The sequence below is a fragment of the Stenotrophomonas sp. CFBP 13724 genome, from assembly GCF_014841975.1.
Taxonomy (GTDB): domain Bacteria; phylum Pseudomonadota; class Gammaproteobacteria; order Xanthomonadales; family Xanthomonadaceae; genus Stenotrophomonas; species Stenotrophomonas lacuserhaii.
The window spans coordinates 243,994-261,799 of record NZ_JACYUW010000004.1; the positions used below are offsets into that span (position 1 = coordinate 243,994).

A 17,806-nucleotide genomic window follows, 5' to 3' on the forward strand; every position below is an offset into this window, starting at 1 on the left:
TCGGCGCTACCTAACCAACCCGTTTAGCCCACGCGTAGAAGCGCTTCCAGCCCTGTCGGATGGCGGCCACCCAGCCCGGGTCGGCCACCCGCGCGGCCAGCGCGTCGCTGGGCCGCTGGCCGGTCAGGCGCTGGCGCATCTTCACCAGGTTCTTCAGGTCGCTGCGGCTCAGCTGGCGGCTGATCGGATTACGCCGCAGCCAGCGCGGCGTGCGCCAGGCCGAGGTGAAGTCCAGCAGCACCGGCACTCCCCCACTGACCACCACGTTGGTGCCATGCAGGTCGTTGTGGGTGATGCCGGCGGCATGCAGGCGGTCCAACGCCTGCTGCAGTTGTTCGAATACTTCACCGCCCACCGCCTGCGCGGTGCTCAGGGTCTGCCCGGGAATGAACTCCATGCCCAGCGCGAGGCCGCCGATGGTGCCCAGCAGGGCGGGCGCATGCTTCCAGCCGCTCAGGCGCTGCAGCATGTGGGCTTCGTGATGTACCAGAACGCGCGCAAGCAGGGACATCGGGGTGCCCCGGTAGCGCGTGTAGTCCTTCACCACGGCCGGCTGTCCGTCCATGCAGGTGCGATAGACGTCCGGTTCAAGGAAACGTTCGCCGCGCTTGAGCAGCAGCGGCATCGCGGCGTCGTCGCCGCAGAATGTAGAGGGGGAAGGAGCAGGGGTGTCCATTGCGTTCTCTGACAGCCCGGTGGGTGGCGCAGAGCGTCAAGCGAACCGGTGGAAGGGCATTAGCGAATGCGCTAATTTTAGTACCCGACAGTTTTCTATTAAATAATTGTGACGGGTTCGGCCGCGCAACAGTGCGTCATGGCATTTCGGACAATGATGTCTCACTTATTGGGCCGCCTTTATTTATCAACACGTTGGCGCCTTGGGCGGCGTTCACTTCAAGCCAAACCAGACATGAATGGCAGCTTGGCGCTTGACCGCCGCCTCTCAGCTGCCGACCATTGCGCGTTCCCTGCGCGCCTGGTCGGAACCGCCCCCGTCGGCACGTCCCCGTGCGCGACCGGCGCGGCTGCATGCCCGCCCGTTCCCTGCCCACCTGCGTCCGGCCCCCGCCGGAGGAATCGTCAATGATCAAGATCGTGCTGGCCGTGCTGTTCATCGCCTGCGTGCTGTACATCCATTACCGCGGCAGGGTCCGCGCGCGCTGGTCGCGCCAGTTGCTGGACCACTCCAGCTTCATGGCCCCGATCAACGTGGTCATGTACCTGTTTTCCAAGGTGCCGACCACCCCGTTCCTGGATCCGGGCAGGGACTTCCCGCAGCTGGAACCGCTGCGCCAGAACTGGACGGTGATCCGCGACGAGGCGCTGGCGTTGCGCGATGCGCAGAAGATCGCCGCCTCGAGCAGCTTCAACGACGCCGGCTTCAATTCGTTCTTCCGCCGTGGTTGGAAGCGCTTCTACCTGCGCTGGTACGGCCCGTCGCATCCATCGGCAAAGCAGTTCTGCCCGCAGACGGTGGCGCTGATCGAGTCGATCCCGGACGTGCGCGCGGCGATGTTTGCCCAGCTTCCGCCGGGCAGCGAGCTGCGCCCGCACCGCGATCCGTTCGCCGGTTCGCTGCGCCTGCACCTGGGGCTGAGCACGCCCAACGATGACCGCTGCTACATCGAGGTGGACGGGGTGCGTAAAAGCTGGCGCGATGGCGAATGGATGATGTTCGACGAGACCTACATCCACCACGCGCACAACGAGACCGAGCAGGACCGCGTGATCCTGTTCTGCGATATCGCCCGCCCGCTGCGTTTCGGCCTGCCTGGCCTGTTCAACCGGGCGGTGGCCTCCACGCTGCTGGCCGGTGGCGCCTCGCCGAACCTGCCAGGCGACCCGACCGGTGGGGTGAACAAGGCATTTGGCGGCGTGTACAAGGTGCGGCTGAAGGCCAAGGCGCTTCGTGCGCGCAGTGCGTTGGCCTACCACGCGATCAAGTGGGGTCTGGTGGTGGCGGTGATCGCGGGCATCTGGGCGATCTGACGCTGGCCGGTCCCGGCCGGGCTAGATGTCCAGCTCAAGCTGCGTTCCACGGCAACCGGACACACAGGGCAGCATCAGTGAGGAATGCTGTCGTTCGTGCTCGCTCAGGATGTCATCGCGGTGGTCGACCTCGCCGCTGACCACCCGCGTGGCGCAGCTACCGCAGATGCCCTGGTGGCAGCCATTGGGAATGGCGACGCCGCTGCGCAGCAGGAAGTCCAACAGGCTTCCCTGGCCGTTGTGATGGAGCCGCGTGCGCGAGCGCGCCAGCACGACGTCGTATCCCTTGGGGGGCGGGCTGCCGGGCAGGCGCGAAGAAGCGCTGAAGCGTTCCACATGGGCGCGCGTGATGCCAAGCCGCCTACAGGCCAGCGAAAACGCGTCGAGCATCGGCCCCGGCCCACAGCAGTAGAAATGCGTATCAAGCGGATGCGCCGCAAGCAGTGGCAGCAGATCCGGCGGCCCCCCACATTCGTCGTCGAACAGGCAGGTAAGCGCGTTTCCCAGGGGCGCGAGGTCCTGGAGGAAGACCGCGTCCTGCCGCGAACGCGCGCTGTAATACAGGTGCACCGGACGCTGCCGTGCGGCAAGATGCCGGGCCATGCACAGCAGCGGGGTAATGCCGATGCCGCCAGCGATGAGCACGCTGTTTTCTGCCGGCTCATGCAACGGGAACGCATTGCGCGGCAAGGAGGCCTGCAGGGAATCGCCCTCGCGCAGTTGCGTATGCAGGTAGTGCGATCCGCCCCGTCCTTCGGCAGCCAGCAGGATGCCCAACTGGTAACAGCGGGCATGCTGAGGCGCATTCATCAGCGAATAGCTGCGCACCCGCGCATCCGGAAGCGCCAGGTCGACGTGCGCGCCCGCGGTGAATCCTGCCAGCGGAAGGGCGGTGGCGGGAGCGAGCTCGATCACGATGACGCGGCTGCTGCGACGCTGCAGGCGGCTCACGAACGTGGATTGCCAGACGGCCTGCGGGCACGCTGCGGTGGTGTCGGAGAGGGGGGCGTTCACGGGACTCACTTCAGTGTGTTGGAGACATAACGGCCTGGAGCGCTGGACACTTCCGCGCAGGCGAGCAACACGCACCCTGCGATGATGGCGGCGGCCTGTGCTGCGTCGGCAGGAGAGAGGCGCGACGGCGCAATGCGCAGGCAACGGTCGCTGGCATCGGTGCCGTTGCAGTGGGTCGTTCCCGCCGGCGTGATCGCCACGCCGGCCTCAGCGGCCAGGCGGACGACGCGACGCGCGCAACCGGGCGGCACCCAGAGCGTGATGAAGTAGCCGCCGGATGGCCGGCTCCAGTGGACGTCCTGCAGCGCGGAAAGCCGACGCGCGAAAACCTGCATGACCTGCGTGAAGCGCTGTTGGAGCAGGCGGCCGTGCTGCTGCATGTGGCGGGAAACACCGGCTGCGTCGCCGAAGAAACGCAGATGTCGCACCTGGTTCACCTTGTCCGGCCCGATGGTGCACGCCCGCTGCGCCGCCAGCCACCACTCCAGCAGGCGCGCACTTCCTCCCAACAGCGCAATGCCGGCGCCCGGGATGGTCATCTTCGAGGTGGAACCGAACAGCAGCGCGCGATCCGGATTGCCGGCGGTGGCGCAGGCGTCGTACAGCCCGGGGAGCGTCGACGCCTGCGGCGCGAAGTCATGGACGGCGTAGGCGTTGTCGCAGAACAGGGTGAAGTCCGCTGCGGCGGTCTTCATCGTTGCCAGCCGGCGCAGCACCTCTTCGCTGTAGGTGGCCCCGCAGGGGTTGGAGTGCCGGGGCACGCACCACATCCCGCGGATCAGCGGATCCTGGGCCACCCGCTCCTCCACCTGGTCCATGTCGGGACCATCCACGCCCATCGGTACCGGCACCATCGCAATGCCATGGTCGCGGCAGATGGCGAAATGGCGGTCGTACCCCCGAACCGGACAGAGGAAGCGCACCTGCTTGGCCGCTGCCCAGGGGGCGTGCCCGGGCAGGCCCGTACGCCACGCCAACCCGATGGCGGCGTGCATCAGCGCCAGGCTGCTGTTGCCGCCCACTGCGGCCTGAGCGGCCGGAACGCCGAGCAGCAACGGTGCGAGCAGGGCCCGCAACTGGGGAATACCCTGTTGACCGCCGTAGTTGAGCCAATCCTGGCCGTCCTCGCTGTCAAAGGGCGCCGGTCCCGGCAGCGACAGCATCGCGTGCGACAGCGCGATCTGCTCGGCAGAAGGCAGCCCACGGGTCATGTCCACTGCCAACGGGGCGTCCCGGCAGGCGGCATGCCATGCCCGCAGTTTTCCGAGGTCATCGGAGGGAAGGGCGGGGCCGGTCATCTCAGCCGGCTCCCAGCAGCAAGGCCGCCGCGTAGAGTGCGGTGCAGGCCATCAAGGGGCGGAACACACTCCGCAGCCACAGCGCCAGGCCGCCCGCCAGGATGACGGTTGCCAGCTTCAACAGCGCGTCGGCATCGTGCAGATGCGCCGCAGGTCGCGTAAAGAAGGATTCGCCGAATAGGGCCAGGTAGATCACGCTGCCCATCACCGCCGAGGCCGCATGCTGCAGCAACCGGACCACCGGGCTTTCCGACGAAAGGGTCAGTCGCCGGAACACCAGCAGGGGGATGGAACGCATGAGGTAGGAAGCGGCCGCAGCGGTGCCGATCAGGAGCCAGCTGTTCATGGCGCAGCCCTCTGTGAGCGGTTATCCACCGCACATAGAAGAAGGCCAATGCCGATCGGAACCACCAGCACATGCAGGCTTCCCAGTAGCCCGCCTATCAACGGAGTGAGCACGAAGCCGGCCACGGTCGCCTGCAGTGCCCGGTTTCCACCGGCAGCGTGGCAGGCCAGCGCGGTGAAGTGCACCGGCAAGATGATGGTGACGAGCTGCGCAACCAGCGCTGACGGCGTCGCGCCGATGAGGTGGCCGGCGGCGGTGGCCGCGATGGCGCAGCCCAGCGTCGTGATGCCGCACCCGAGGTAGTAGGCGTACACATCGCCGGGCCCATTGCCGCATCGGTTGGAAAGCGTGAAAGTGGAAATGGACAACAGCTGTGCGGAGAGCAGCGACCGCCCCAGGCTGACATGCTGGAACTGCTCGGCGAGCACCGAGGACATGATGACGAAGCGGAAATTGACCATGATCGTGGCCACCAGCAGGGCGACCAGGCCCAGCGTGTCCGACTGCTGGACGATCAGGGCCTGTAGCGGGGCGGCGTGGACGGTCAAGGTCATGACGGTAGCCTGCAGCAGTGAAAATCCCGCTTTGCTGGCCAATGCGCCGATTGACGAGAACAGGAACCCGAAGGTTAGGCAGATGGGCAGGGAGTCGCGGAACCCCTGCAGGAAGCTGTTGCGCGTGGCTGGCGAGACATTCATTACACGTCTCCCTGATCGTCAACAGGGGGGTGCAGCCCATTGAGCAGCTTCACGCTGTCGGCGAGCGTGCCGCCACGGGTCTCAAACCCCACCACGCCGCGCCAGCGCGCGGTGGCGATGGCGGCTACCAGCGCACCGAAGGGCAGGTTGCCGGCGCCCAACGGCAAGTGCGCGTCGCGATCCTGGTTGTTGTCACTGAAGGACATGCCGACGATGCGACGGTGGAAGCGCCGGAACATTTCCACCGGATCGCCGCCGTTGACGTAGGCGTGGGACACATCGAAGAAAAGGTGCAGGCCGGGGACCTGCTCCAGCACGGTGGCGATTTCATCGGGGGTGGTGCAGATGTAATAGAAGGGATGGAAGCGGGTGTAGTTGCACAGATTTTCCAGCCAGATCTGCACCCCGCGCGGTGCGGCATAGGCAACCAGTGCGCGAAGGTTGGCGATCAGCTGGTGCAGCCCCGCCCGGCGCACGTCGGCAACGAGCCGTGGTTCCACCACACCGCCGCCGTGCACGATCAGCGGCGCGCCGCCCAGCCGGCTGCAGACATCGACTTCGCGGCACGCATAGTGCAGCGCGGCGGCGGCCAGTGCCGGAACGTCGCTGCCGAGCGGAGATTTGAAGTTGCCGTGATAGATCGGCCGCATGCCGGTCTGCTGCATCAGTTCCAGCAATGTTTCCAGGCGCTCCGGTGGGAAGTCTTCCGGGCGTTCGCCGTGCAGGCTTCCATCCACGTACCAGTGGCTGTAGCCCTCTTGCAAGGCGCGGGCGAGGCCCGACTCGGCGTCCAGGTAGTCCTGCTGGGCGGCCGCGGCCATGAAGTCAGGCCATGACGCGGCGGACGAAGGGGGAAACGCTGCGTAATCGGAAACCGGGCTGTCCATGGTCGACGCTCGCTGCAGGATGTGCAGCTACTCTGCGCCGCGCAGAACGCGTCGTATGTCAGTCAATAACGACCCGGGCGGTGGCAGTTTGCCGGCGTGCGCGGTAAGCGGTCCGCGGCTGCGATAGGGCCGAGGTCGCTCGGCCCTATCCACCCTTGATCGGGTCAGCGCTTCAGCGCGGCCTGCACGAACGGCGGGGTCACCAGTACGCCGGTGTGCAGCGCGGCGGTGTAATACAGCGTATCGAAGCCCTTGGCGGCCGCATCGGACTGCCGGAAATCAAACCCGCTTTCGCCCTTGCGCGCCAGGGTCACGCTCCACCAGCCGGTGGGATAGCACGGCTGCGGGAACGGCAGGGTCTTGAACGAACCGAAGCCGGCCTTGCCCATCTCGGTGCGCATTTCGTTGATCAGTTCCAGCTGCATCAGCGGCGATTCGGACTGCTGCACCAGGATGCCGTCGTCTTTCAGGGCCTTGAAGCAGCTCTCGTAGAAGGCCTTGTTGAACAGGCCTTCGCCAGGGCCGACCGGGTCGGTCGAATCGACGATCACCACGTCCACGCTGCCGGCCGGGCAGTTGGCCATGTAGGCCACGCCGTCGTCGAACATCAGTTCGGCGCGCGGGTCATCGTTGGAATCGCACAGTTCCGGGAAGTGCTTGCGGGCCATCACCGTGACCTGCTCGTCGATATCGCACTGGGTCACGCTTTCCACGTTCTTGTGCTTGAGCACCTCACGCAGGGTGCCGCAGTCACCGCCGCCGATGATGACCACGCGCTTGGGGGCGGCATGGGTGAACAGCACCGGGTGGCTGATCATCTCGTGGTAGAAGAAGTTGTCCTTGCTGGTCAACATGATGGCGCCATCGATGGTCATCAGGTTGCCCCAGTCGGTGGTCTGGAAGATCTCGATCTTCTGGAACGGTGACTGCACTTCGTCCAGCTTGCCGGTGATGCGGTAGCCGATGGCCGAGCCAGTGCGCTCGAAGTGTTCGATATACCAGTTGCTGTTGTCAGTCATGGAGGAGCAATCCTTTTCGGAGGATGGGACGCCGGGCTGGCGGAAGCGGGGCCGCAGGGCGGCCCGCCCGTTCAGGTCCAGGGCAGCGACCACGGGCGCGGGCGCGCATGATAACGAACCCTTCGTCGATCAGGGGTTATCATGCACCCCCTTTTTTACCAACCAGGCCGACTTCCATGACCGATTGGTCCCTCGACCAAGCCCGCAAGACCTACTCGATCCCGCATTGGGCGGACGGTTACTTCGACGTGGATCAGGCCGGGCACATGGTGGTGAGGCCGACCGGGGCCGATGGCCCGGTGGTTTCGCTGCCCGATGTGGTCGATGCGGCGCGCGCCAACGGGGCCAAACTGCCCCTGCTGGTGCGCTTCCCGGACATCCTGGGCCAGCGCCTGGGCAAGCTGCAGGCCGCCTTCGCGCAGGCCCAGGCCGATTGGGAGTACCCGGGCGGCTACACCGCCGTGTACCCGATCAAGGTCAACCAGCACCGCGGCGTGGCCGGCACCCTGGCCAGCCACCACGGTGAAGGCTTCGGCCTGGAAGCAGGCAGCAAGCCCGAGCTGATGGCCGTGCTGGCGCTGTCGCGCCCGGGCGGGCTGATCGTCTGCAACGGCTACAAGGACCGCGAGTACATCCGGCTGGCGCTGATCGGCCGCAAACTGGGCCTGCAGACCTACATCGTCATCGAGAAGCCTTCCGAGTTGAAGCTGGTGCTGGAAGAGTCCAAGGCGCTGGACGTGAAGCCGGGCCTGGGCGTGCGCATGCGGCTGGCCTCGCTGGGTGCGGGCAAGTGGCAGAACAGTGGGGGCGACAAAGCCAAGTTCGGCCTGTCCCCGCGCCAGTTGCTGGACCTGTGGAAGTCGTTGCGCGATACCGAATACGCCGACTGCCTGAGCCTGCTTCACTTCCACATGGGCTCGCAGATCTCCAACGTGCGCGACATCGCCAACGGCATGCGCGAAGCCACCCGCTACTACGTGGAAATGTCGCAGCTTGGCGCGAAGATCACCCACGTCGACGTGGGCGGTGGCTTGGGCGTGGATTATGAAGGCACCCGTTCGCGCAGCTTCTGCTCGATCAATTACGGGCTCAACTCGTATGCCAGCAGCATCGTGCAGCCGCTGGCCGATGCCTGCAAGGAACACGGCTTGAAGCCGCCGCGCATCGTCACCGAGTGCGGCCGCGCGATGACCGCCCACCATGCGGTGCTGATCGCCAACGTGTCCGAAGTGGAACAGGCGATGGAAGGCCGCGTGCCGGACCAGCACGACGACGAGCCGGCATCGATCCGCCACCTGCGCGAGATCCATTCCGAACTGGGCCAGCGCCCGGCGATCGAGCTGTTCCAGGAAGCCCAGCATTTCCATGCAGAAGGCCTGTCCAGCTACGCGCTGGGCCAGATCGACCTGCCGCAGCGTGCGCGCATCGACGACCTGTTCTATGCCATCGCCCATGCCGTGCGTGCCCGCCTGAGCTTCGACGAGAAGAGCCATCGGCCGGTGCTGGACGAGCTCAACGAGCGGCTGGTGGACAAGTACTTCGTCAACTTCAGCGTGTTCGAATCGATCCCGGACGTGTGGGCCATCGACCAGGTGTTCCCGATCGTGCCGATCGAGCGGCTGCACGAGCAGCCGGACCGTCGCGGCATCATCGCCGACATGACCTGCGATTCGGACGGCATGGTGGAAACCTACGTCGGCAACGAGAGCCTGGACAGTTCGCTGCCGCTGCATGCGCTGCGTTCCGGTGAAAGCTACCGGATCGGGTTCTTCATGGTCGGTGCGTACCAGGAGATCCTGGGCGACATCCACAACCTGTTCGGCGATACCGATGCAGTGGAAGTGCGTGCCGACGCGGGGGGCTATGCGATCACCCAGCAGCGCCGTGGTGATACCACCGATGTGATGCTGGACTACGTGGGCTACAGCCTGGCCGAACTGCGCGCGACCTACGCCGAGCGGGTGGCCGCAGCGGACCTTACGGCCGAGCGCGCACAGGAGCTGTCCGAGGCGTTGGAAGCCGGGCTGACCGGTTACACGTACCTGTCCGACGAACCGCTGATGTAAGCGGGGTGTGGTGGGTGGACGACCGCCGTGTGGTGGTTGACGACCCTCTTCTGGTGGGTGACGACCGTTGGTCGTCACCCACCAAACCACTACCGGCGGGTCAGCCCGGCGGCAGCCACAGGGTGGCGCGCAGGCCGGGTGAGGCGTTTTCCAGTTTCAGCTCGCCGCCATGGCTGGCGGCGATGTCGCCGACGATCGCCAGGCCGAGGCCGCTGCTGCCTTCGCGCTGGTCCAGCCGCACGCCCCGCTGCAGCACGGTCTGCAGCTGCGATTCCTGCAGCCCCGGACCGTCATCGCGCACGTCGATGCGAAGCCGTTGCGCGTCCACGCAGGCACTCACTTGCACCTGCTGCGCGGCCCACTTGCCGGCGTTGTCCAACAGGTTGCCGAGCATTTCTTCCAGATCGGCGGCATCGCCGGCAAAGCGCAGCGCCGGATCGATGGCCTCGTTGCTGAAGTGCACGCCGCGCCCGCCGTGTACGCGGGCCATCAGGCGGCACAGCGACTGCACCACCGGGGCAACGTCGGCGCGCTGCCGGTGATCGACCGCCAGCCCTGCCGCCAGATAGCGTTCGATGCTGGCCTGCATGTGCCCGCCCTGCGCGCGCACGGTCTGCTGCCAGTCGCCACCGGGATGTTCTGCTTCTGCTGCGAGCACGCTCAGCGGTGTCTTCAGCGCGTGGGCCAGGTCCTGTGCGCTGGTACGCGCCCGCGCCACCATGCGCTGGTGATGGTCGAGCAGGGCGTTGAGTTCCTCAGCCAGCGGCGCGATCTCCGTGCTCAAGCCACGGGTGTCCACCCGCTGGGCTTCGCCGCGGCGCACGCCTTCCACCTGTTGCCCCAGACGCCGCAGCGGGCGCAGGCCGAAGTGGATCTGGCTGCCCAGCACCGCCAGCCAGACCGCGACCAGCACCGCCAGGGCCAACGCGCTGCGTTGCCGGAACTGCGCCACCTGGGCCTGCAGGTCGCTGCGATCAAGCGCCACCAGAACCTGCAGCGGCGCCTGTGCGCGCGGCAGGCGGACTTCGCGGGCCAGCACGCGCAGCGGCTGCTGCAGCGGACCGGTGATGTCGGCGGCAATGCCCGCGCTGCTTGCGGCCGGCGCGGTGAGGCTTTCATCCCACAATGAGCGCGACTGCAGCAGGGGCGTTCCGTCGGCCGCACCGACCTGCCAGTAGGCACCGGAGAACACCCGCTGGAAGCGGGCTTCGTTGGGCTCCTGCCGTAGCACCACGCGCCCGTCCGGATTGACTTCGGCCTGTGCCAGCACAGTCAGCAGGTCCTGCTCCAGCGCCGCATCCAGGCTGTCACGCGCGGCGCGTTCGAACAGGTGGCCGAGCAGGGCGGTGGCCAGCGCGGTGACCAGCAGCAGGCCGAGTCCGCCTGCCAGCAGCAGCCGGTTGCGCAGCGAGGCGCGCTTCATTGTGCCGCCTTCATGCGGGTGCCGTCAGGCGCCAGCCCTGGCCGCGCACGGTCTGGATCAGGTCGACGTCCAGCTTGCGCCGCACCCGTCCGAGCAGCACGTCCAACGCATTGGAATCGGGATCGAAGCCGCTGTCGAACACGTGCTCGCCCAGCCGCCCGCGGCTGATCACTGTATCCACGTGGTGGATGAAGTAGCCGAGCAGCCGGAATTCCTGCGGGCTGAGTGCCAGCTCGCTGCCGTGCAGGCTGAAGCGCCCCGCGTTGACGTCCAGCTGCAGCGGCCCGCACTGCAGGCGCGGACTGGCATGGCCGGTGCTGCGGCGTATCAGCGCACGCAGGCGCAGCACCAGTTCGTCCGGCTGGAAGGGTTTGGTCAGGTAGTCGTCGGCGCCGGCATCGAAGCCGGCCAGTTTGTCGTGCCAGCGCCCGCGTGCGGTCAGCACCAGCACCGGGAAGGTACGGCCATTGCCGCGCCAGCGTTCGATGATGCTCAGGCCATCCAGGCCCGGCAGGCCGAGGTCCACGATGGCCGCCTGCACGTCTTCGACCTGGCCATGTTCTTCGGCCGCACGGCCATCGGCGAATGCATCCACCACGAAGCCGGCCTGCTCCAGCAGGGGCTGCAGGCGTTGCGCCAGGTCGTGGTCATCTTCGGCGAGCAGGATCCGCATCAATCGTCCAGTTCGGTCTTCAGCAGCGTGCCGTTGCGCGCATCATAGTCCAGCTCCACCACCACGCCGTCGGGGCGCAGGATCTCGACTTCGTACACGCCATCATCCAGTTCCACTTCCAGCAGCTTGCCGGGATGGCGCCGCATGGCATCGCGCACCACGTCTTCCAGCGGCACGTAGCGGCCCTGTTCCACTGCACGCCGCGCCGTCTGCTGGGCATGGTCGTCGCCTGCCGTCACCGGCAGGGCGGGCAGCAGCGCGAGCGCGATCACGACGATGATTTTCAACGGATACATGCGCCTATCAATAGCGCAGTGGACTAACCGTTGGCTAACAGCTGGGGCTAGGTGGCTGTTAGGTGTGCTGGGCAGACTGTGTTGGCCGGACCCGCTGCGGTCCATCTTTCCGGAGAACACCATGAACAAGCTGTCCCTGATTGCTGGCGCCACCGTTGCCGCCCTGCTGGGTACCACCGTGGCGGTCACCGCCCACGCCGCTCCGCTGGGCCTGGCCCAGGTGGAACAGAAGCTGCGTGACGCCGGCTACAGCCGCATCCACGAGATTGAAAAGGATGACGGGCTGTGGGAAGCCGACGTGACCCGCGACGATGGCCGCTTCCGCGAAGTCTATGTCGACCCGAAGACCGGCGAGATCTTCGACGAGTTCGACGGCAGGAGCCAGTTGAACATCGACCAGCTGCTGGCCAAGGCCAAGGAGCAGGGCCTGAAGGACATCCATTCGGTCGAGCGCGATGGTGCAACGTGGCAGCTGGAAGCACGCAACGCGCGCAACCAGAAAGTGGACGTACGCCTGAGCGGACACGATGGCCGCATCCTGGACAGCGAGCGCGACGGCTGGTTGGATTGATCCACGCGCCACGAACGTTGAACCGGTAGCGCCGAGCCATGCTCGGCGAGCGCAGCGGCGTTTCCGGATGCCGCCATGCCGGTCGTTCCGCTACCGAACCCGGCTTACCAGCCGAACGGCGGCGGGCGATCCCAGTAGCCGGGGCCCGGACCATAGCCGCCGCCGAAGCCACCGCCATACGGGCCATCCCAGGGACCAAAGAAGCCCGGTCCCTTGCCTTCGCTGACGTGGATGTTGACGTTGACCCCGCGGGTCTTGCCTTCGTCGGTGGTGTAGTTCTTGCTCAGGTTCAGCGTGGCCGCGTTGTAGTGGCTGTTGCCGTAACCTTCGGAATAGCCGATGCCGGTGCTGACACTTCCCGAAACGCGCAGCTTGTCATCGGTGACCTCGGCGATGCCGTTATCGCTGCCGGCACGTGCGCGGGGGCCGCTCTTGTCCCCGTAGTAGGTGCCTGGGGCATCCTGCTGGAAGCTGGGATCGTTGAGATAGCGCAGCGGTTCGCTGGGCACGGCCAGGTTCAGGCCGGTGGCCGACTGCGGGCCGGTGGCGCCGGCAGCGCTCTGCGCAAGCACCGCCGAGGGGGCGCAGGCCAGGCACAGCAGGATCAAGGGGCGGATCATGGCACGACGCTCCAGCAGCGGACGGGGCAGGGCACGCGGACCCTCATGGCGACGCTAGCAGCTGCTGGTTGAATGATGCCTGTCGTTGCGCCTGCAGGGTAGCGCCGAGCCATGCTCGGCGGGCAACAAAGACGCCGCTGCGCTCGCCGAGCATGGCTCGGCGCTACCGCGGGATCGTATCGGGCGGGAATACGTCATCGTGCCGGACGGCAGGACCTGCGTGGGTTGGCGATCAGCGTTCCAGCCGCTCAAAGCCGAACAGCGACTGCAGCGGGTGGCGCCTGCGTTCGATGTTCGCGCGCAGCAGGCCGGCGCCGATCATCGAATAGGTGATGCCGTTGCCGCCGTAGGCCATCGCGAACTGGACGCGGGGCCCCCACTGCGCATGCGGCCCGAAGAACGGCAGGCCATCTGCGGTTTCGGCGAAGGTCCCGGCCCAGGCAAACGCCGGTATCGGGTCCAGCGCCGGGAACCAGTGCTTCAGTCCCTTCATGAGCTTCTTCGACTTGCCGTCAACGCGGCGGTCGCGGCGTGCCGGGACATCCACCGCATCGTCCAGCCCGCCCAGCAGCAGCCGGCCATCGCCGGTGCTGCGCAGGTACAGGTAGGGGCGCGCGCTTTCCCACACCATCGTCGTGGCCAGTGCGCCAAGTTCGTCGGCGTGCAGCGGATCGGTGATCAGCGCATAGCTGCTGCGGTTGCGTGCCACGCGCTGGTCCAGCCACCGCTGGTTGGCGTAGCCCTGGGCCAGCACCACGTGCTTGGCGCGGATCTGGATCCCGTCTTCGGTGCGTGCGGTGACCCCGCGCGCGGTGGGTTGCAGCGCATGCAGCACGGTGCGGTCGTGCACATGGCCGCCGCGCCGCTTGACCCGCTCCAGCAGCCGGTAAGTGAGGCAGTACGGGTCCACGCGCGCGGCCTGGCGGGTCAGCAGCGCAGCGTCGCCGTCCATCCCCATGCGTTCGTGCAGGGCACCGCGGTCCAGCCAGCGTGCGTCCAACCCGTGCTTGCGGCGCGCCGCGCCCTCTTCCCGCAGGACCGGCACATGGCGCGGCTTGCTGGCCAGGTACACGCTGTCCATCTGCTTGAAATCCACCCCGCGCAGGCCGGCGGTGACTTCGCGCAGCTGCGGCAGCGCCTGCGCGCAGGCGTGGTAGGCCAGCGCCGCATCGTCTTGGCCGTACTGGCGGGCCAGGTCGATCAGGTGGGTGTCGATCTCATACTGCAGCAGGGCGGTGCTTGCCGCCGTGCTGCCCCAGCCGATGTCGCGCTGTTCGATCAACGCGACATCGTGGCCGTGTGCGGACAGTTCGTCGGCGATCAATGCGCCGGTGATGCCGCCGCCCACCACCAGCACATCGCAGTGCAGGTCGGCTTCAAGCGGCGGGAAGGCTTGGATCAGTCCATTGCGGATGGACCAGTACGGATACCCGCTCTTCAGGTCCATGGACTCAGGCCGTCGGCTTGCCGGTGTGGGGGGTATCGATCAGTTTGGACAGATCGAAGCCCTGCTGGCGAGCGGTCGCCAGATAATGATCGCGAACAGTCTTGTCCAGGTGCGGAGTGCGCGAGAGCAGCCACAGATAATCCCGGTCCGGGCTGCCGACCAGCGACACGCTGTAATCGGGAGCGATCTGGATCACCCAGTAGTCGCCCTTGGTGAACGGTAACCAGCGCAGGCCCTTGGGCAGGAAGCTGACCGCCAGCCGCGCGCTGTCGTTATCCACGACGCTCGCCTCGCCGATGGCTTCTTCGATCTCGCCTTCCATGCGGCAGCGGTTGTGGACGCGGATGTTGCCATTGTCCTGCAGGCTGTAATGGGCCGAGACATCGGTGCAGGCTTCGGGTTCGTGGCGCATCGGCAGGCGGGCGATCTCGTACCAGGTGCCGAGGTAACGCGGCAGCTTGAGGTCGGGGACGGTCTTGAGGTCGTTGGGGGTGGTCATGGGGCTCTCGTCCCGGAGGCGGTAGGCCACCTTGCCGCGCTCGCCGCCATGGCCAGGTGAAGCCGCTTTCCCATGGCGTATCCGCAACACTGCGTAGCGGCCCGTGGGTTTATCGGGCCGATATGCAGGTCCATGCTGACGAACAGTTACAAGGAGTGATGCCGATGTACCAGGTGATCCTGTTGAAATCCGAATCCAGCTTCGCGCGCGCGCGTTGGGAGCAGGTCGAAGAGGTGGTCGACCACGAGGGCGTGGCCTACACGCTGCGTGCCGGCCCGCGCCAACCGCTGCCCACCGACCACGCCTGGGACCCGATCGTGGTGTACGCCCCGGAAGAGATTCCCGAAGAGGAGTTCCAGGAGTGGTACGCCGCCCAGCAACCGCAGGTGGAAGAGCTGCGCCTGAAGTACTGACCCGATCCCCACCCGACACGTCGTATAGTCCGCGCAGGCGCGGTGGTCCGCGTATGCCGGTATCGTGTTTTGTCTCTTTCCAGCCTGATTCCAAAGCGCGGTGCCGCCGTCGGCCTGCTGATGTTGCTGTTCCTGGCCAGCGCTCCGGTGCTGGCGCAGGAGCCGGCCGAACTGACACCTGACGCCCAGGTAGCCCGGGCCGAGGCCACGCTGAAGTCGGCGCGGGCCTCGCTGGACGATGCTGAAACGCCCGATACGCTGGCCACCCTGAGCGAGCGGGCCAAGGCGGCCAAGGACGATGCGGACGCGGCCGCCAAGGCGCTGCAGCCGCAGCTGGACCAGCTCAACGAGCAGCTGGCGCCACTGGGCGAAGTGGCGGAGGGCAGCACCGAAGCACGCGAAGTGGAGGTGCAGCGCACCAACTTGACCAAGCGGCGGAACAGCATCGACGGCACCCTCAAGCGGGCCGAACTGGCGGTGGTCAACGCCAACCAGCTGGCCGCGGACATCGAAAAGCTGCGGGCCAGCCAGTTCAGCGAAGAACTGGGTCGCAAGGTGGCGTCGCCGTTGTCGCCGGCCTTGTGGCGCCAGGTCGCCGCGACCGCACCGGCCGATACCACGCGGGTGCTGGCGCTGTACCGGCTGGGTACCAACGCGGTGCGCGATGCGTTGAAGCGCGAGGGCTGGGGCCTGCCGCTGCTGGGCCTTGGCGTGTGCCTGGTGCTGTTCTTCCCGGTGCGGCTGTGGCTGCGTGCGCTGGGTCGGCGTTATGCGGCCGCCGAAAACGCGCCGCAGGGGCGCCTTCGCCGGACCGGCCTTGCGGTCTGGCTGCTGCTGGTGGGCACGGCGATACCGGGGCTGGCGGCCTGGGCGCTGGTGGCGGCGATGGACGCGGTCGGTGCCATCCCGCCGCGCCTGCAGTCCCTTTCCAATTACTTCCTGGGCGCCACGTGCTTTGCCGCCTTCATCGTCGCCCTGAGTGCCTGCCTGCTGGCCCCCAAACGGCCGTCGTGGCGCCTGTTGGACCTGGACGACACCGCAGCGCGCAACCTGCGCAAGTACGCGTGGAGCGCGGCGGCGGTGAGCTGGATCAGCATCATGCTGGCGGCGGTGGATCGCGCGGCGCGCACCAGCGAGATCAACACCATCGCGCTGGATGGGGTGATCGCGCTGATCTACCTGTGCCTGATCATGGCGATGCTGGTCACGCTGTCCCGGTTGCACCGGCGGCAGACCGCCGAGGCCGCCGAGCGCGCCGAAGCGCAGGCGGCCGATGCACGCGCTCGTGGCCCGGCGCACCGCAGTGGCTGGATCGTACTGACCCGCGTGGCCGGCAACGTGGTGGTGGCCGCGGCGATCATCGCCTCGCTGTTCGGTTACCTCAATTTCGCCAAGTTCGTGACCTCGCAGCTGGTCTGGGGAGGAATCGTCGCGCTGACCACCAGCCTGCTGCTCAAGTTCGCCGACGACCTGTGTACCTGGATGCTGCATCCGGACAGCCGCATCGGCCGCACCGTGGTGCTGACCACCGGCCTCAGCGCAGCACAGGTGGAGCAGGCCGGCGTGCTGCTGTCAGCCTTCAGCCGCATCGTGCTGGTGCTGCTGGCGCTGCTGATCTTCACCGCGCCGTTCGGCAATGTCGGGTCGGTGCTGGGCAGCATCGAGGCGCTGTCCGATGGCATCCCGATCGGCGGCATCACGTTGGAACCGGGCAAGATCGTACTGGCCATCGTCGTGCTGCTGGCCGGTCTGGCGTTGATGCAGGCCCTGCAGCGCTGGCTGGTGGAGACCTACCTGCCGAAGACAGAACTGGATTCGGGTGCGCAGAACTCGATCAGTACCGTGGCCCGCTATCTGGGCATCATCCTTGCGGTGCTGTGGGCACTGGGCGCGCTGGGCATTGGCATGGGCCAGCTGGCGCTGGTGGTCAGCGCGCTGTCGGTGGGTATCGGTTTCGGCCTGCAGGCGATCACCCAGAACTTCGTCTCCGGCCTGATCCTGCTGGCCGAGCGGCCGGTGAAGATCGGTGACTGGGTGAAGATTGGTGACCAGGAAGGCGACATCCGCCGCATCAACGTGCGCTCCACGGAGATCACGGTGGGCGACAAATCGACGTTGATCGTGCCGAACTCGGAGTTGATCACCAAGACCGTGCGCAACATGACCATGGGCAGCGCGCAGGGCCGGATCCAGATCCAGTTCACCCTGCCGTTGAACGCGGACGTGGCGGCGGTGAAGCAGGTGTTGATGGATGCCTACACGGCGCATGCCAGCGTGCTGTCCGACCCGGCGCCGTCGGTGTTCATCGATTCAATCAGCGGTGGCCAGGTGGCGATCAACAGCTTTGCCTACGTCTCCAGCCCGCGTCAGGTGTACGGCGCGCGCAGCGATCTGTTCTTCAGCCTGCTGCAGGAACTGGCGGCGAGAGGCATCGCGTTGTCCGCGCCGACGGATATCCACCTGGTGCGGGATCCTGACGCTGATCGGGTCGGCTGAGCAGGAGCAACGTCAAAAGCTGCAGGGCTGTTGGTTGGCGGGGCGGGGTGG

The 17,806-nt window shown here is 66.8% G+C and carries 18 protein-coding genes; 5 read left to right on the forward strand and 13 right to left on the reverse strand.

Translation table 11 applies throughout. The annotated features are described in order from the left end of the window. Positions 1-10: 10 nt before the first annotated feature. A complete protein-coding gene (locus tag IFT63_RS16185) occupies positions 11-676 on the reverse strand; it encodes an RIO1 family regulatory kinase/ATPase (protein WP_042613244.1) in 666 nt (221 codons plus the stop codon). A 407-nt stretch (positions 677-1,083) separates the two neighbouring features. Between IFT63_RS16185 and IFT63_RS16190 the strand changes: the two genes are divergently transcribed. Then, complete coding sequence (locus tag IFT63_RS16190; protein ID WP_192085105.1) at positions 1,084-1,989, forward strand: aspartyl/asparaginyl beta-hydroxylase domain-containing protein; 906 nt, start codon at positions 1,084-1,086, stop codon at positions 1,987-1,989. 21 nt (positions 1,990-2,010) lie between these two features. Here IFT63_RS16190 and IFT63_RS17630 read toward each other — a convergent pair whose 3' ends face one another. The 6 genes from IFT63_RS17630 to speE form a co-directional block, all read right to left on the reverse strand. After that, entirely contained in the window at positions 2,011-3,003 is a 993-nt protein-coding gene (locus tag IFT63_RS17630; protein WP_197974431.1) for a PDR/VanB family oxidoreductase, read from the reverse strand. Positions 3,004-3,008: 5 nt separating this feature from the next. Then, on the reverse strand, positions 3,009-4,301 hold the full coding sequence (locus IFT63_RS16200) for an aminotransferase class I/II-fold pyridoxal phosphate-dependent enzyme (RefSeq protein ID WP_192085106.1): 1,293 nt from the start codon (positions 4,299-4,301) through the stop codon (positions 3,009-3,011). Between the two features lies 1 nt (position 4,302). After that, the gene (locus IFT63_RS16205) at positions 4,303-4,647 is read right to left on the reverse strand and encodes an AzlD domain-containing protein (RefSeq protein ID WP_192085107.1); all 345 of its coding nucleotides are present in this window, start codon (positions 4,645-4,647) and stop codon (positions 4,303-4,305) included. Further along, entirely contained in the window at positions 4,644-5,345 is a 702-nt protein-coding gene (locus IFT63_RS16210; RefSeq protein ID WP_192085108.1) for an AzlC family ABC transporter permease, read from the reverse strand. Before IFT63_RS16210 ends, IFT63_RS16205 begins: the two co-directional genes overlap by 4 nt. Continuing rightward, positions 5,345-6,166: a sugar phosphate isomerase/epimerase family protein gene (locus IFT63_RS16215; RefSeq protein ID WP_197974432.1), complete on the reverse strand. Its 822-nt coding sequence runs from the start codon at positions 6,164-6,166 to the stop codon at positions 5,345-5,347. The genes IFT63_RS16210 and IFT63_RS16215 overlap by 1 nt, the downstream gene beginning before the upstream one ends. Before the next feature lie 230 nt (positions 6,167-6,396). Then, entirely contained in the window at positions 6,397-7,251 is an 855-nt protein-coding gene (speE, locus tag IFT63_RS16220) for a polyamine aminopropyltransferase (RefSeq protein WP_042613250.1), read from the reverse strand. Between the two features lie 176 nt (positions 7,252-7,427). Between speE and speA the strand changes: the two genes are divergently transcribed. After that, positions 7,428-9,317, forward strand: a complete 1,890-nt coding sequence (gene speA, locus IFT63_RS16225; protein WP_192085110.1) for an arginine decarboxylase — start codon at positions 7,428-7,430, stop codon at positions 9,315-9,317. Between the two features lie 100 nt (positions 9,318-9,417). On the opposite strand, the gene IFT63_RS16230 is transcribed toward speA, so the two are convergent. From IFT63_RS16230 to IFT63_RS16240, 3 genes are read right to left on the reverse strand one after another with little or no spacing between them, the layout of a single operon-like run. Next, positions 9,418-10,740 (reverse strand): sensor histidine kinase, encoded by a 1,323-nt coding sequence (locus IFT63_RS16230; RefSeq protein WP_192085111.1) that lies wholly within the window; start codon positions 10,738-10,740, stop codon positions 9,418-9,420. 10 nt (positions 10,741-10,750) lie between these two features. Beyond that, positions 10,751-11,413: a response regulator transcription factor gene (locus tag IFT63_RS16235; protein WP_192085112.1), complete on the reverse strand. Its 663-nt coding sequence runs from the start codon at positions 11,411-11,413 to the stop codon at positions 10,751-10,753. Continuing rightward, the gene (locus tag IFT63_RS16240) at positions 11,413-11,709 is read right to left on the reverse strand and encodes a PepSY domain-containing protein (RefSeq protein WP_042613254.1); all 297 of its coding nucleotides are present in this window, start codon (positions 11,707-11,709) and stop codon (positions 11,413-11,415) included. The genes IFT63_RS16235 and IFT63_RS16240 overlap by 1 nt, the downstream gene beginning before the upstream one ends. A 121-nt stretch (positions 11,710-11,830) precedes the next feature. Here IFT63_RS16240 and IFT63_RS16245 point away from each other — a divergent pair, with 121 nt between their 5' ends. Continuing rightward, positions 11,831-12,280: a PepSY domain-containing protein gene (locus IFT63_RS16245; RefSeq protein ID WP_152620607.1), complete on the forward strand. Its 450-nt coding sequence runs from the start codon at positions 11,831-11,833 to the stop codon at positions 12,278-12,280. 104 nt (positions 12,281-12,384) lie between these two features. Here IFT63_RS16245 and IFT63_RS16250 read toward each other — a convergent pair whose 3' ends face one another. From IFT63_RS16250 to IFT63_RS16260, 3 genes are all read right to left on the reverse strand, one after another. Next, positions 12,385-12,900, reverse strand: coding sequence for a hypothetical protein (locus IFT63_RS16250; RefSeq protein WP_191771156.1), 516 nt, complete (start codon positions 12,898-12,900; stop codon positions 12,385-12,387). Positions 12,901-13,132: 232 nt separating this feature from the next. Then, positions 13,133-14,347 carry an FAD-dependent oxidoreductase gene (locus tag IFT63_RS16255; RefSeq protein ID WP_042613256.1) on the reverse strand — a complete coding sequence of 405 codons (1,215 nt, stop codon included), beginning with the start codon at positions 14,345-14,347 and terminating at the stop codon, positions 13,133-13,135. A 4-nt stretch (positions 14,348-14,351) separates the two neighbouring features. After that, positions 14,352-14,846, reverse strand: coding sequence for a lipocalin family protein (locus IFT63_RS16260; RefSeq protein WP_042613257.1), 495 nt, complete (start codon positions 14,844-14,846; stop codon positions 14,352-14,354). A gap of 164 nt (positions 14,847-15,010) precedes the next feature. Between IFT63_RS16260 and IFT63_RS16265 the strand changes: the two genes are divergently transcribed. After that, positions 15,011-15,259, forward strand: coding sequence for a hypothetical protein (locus tag IFT63_RS16265; protein ID WP_042613258.1), 249 nt, complete (start codon positions 15,011-15,013; stop codon positions 15,257-15,259). Between the two features lie 120 nt (positions 15,260-15,379). Continuing rightward, positions 15,380-17,755, forward strand: a complete 2,376-nt coding sequence (locus IFT63_RS16270) for a DUF3772 domain-containing protein (RefSeq protein WP_192085126.1) — start codon at positions 15,380-15,382, stop codon at positions 17,753-17,755. Positions 17,756-17,806 lie beyond the last annotated feature (51 nt).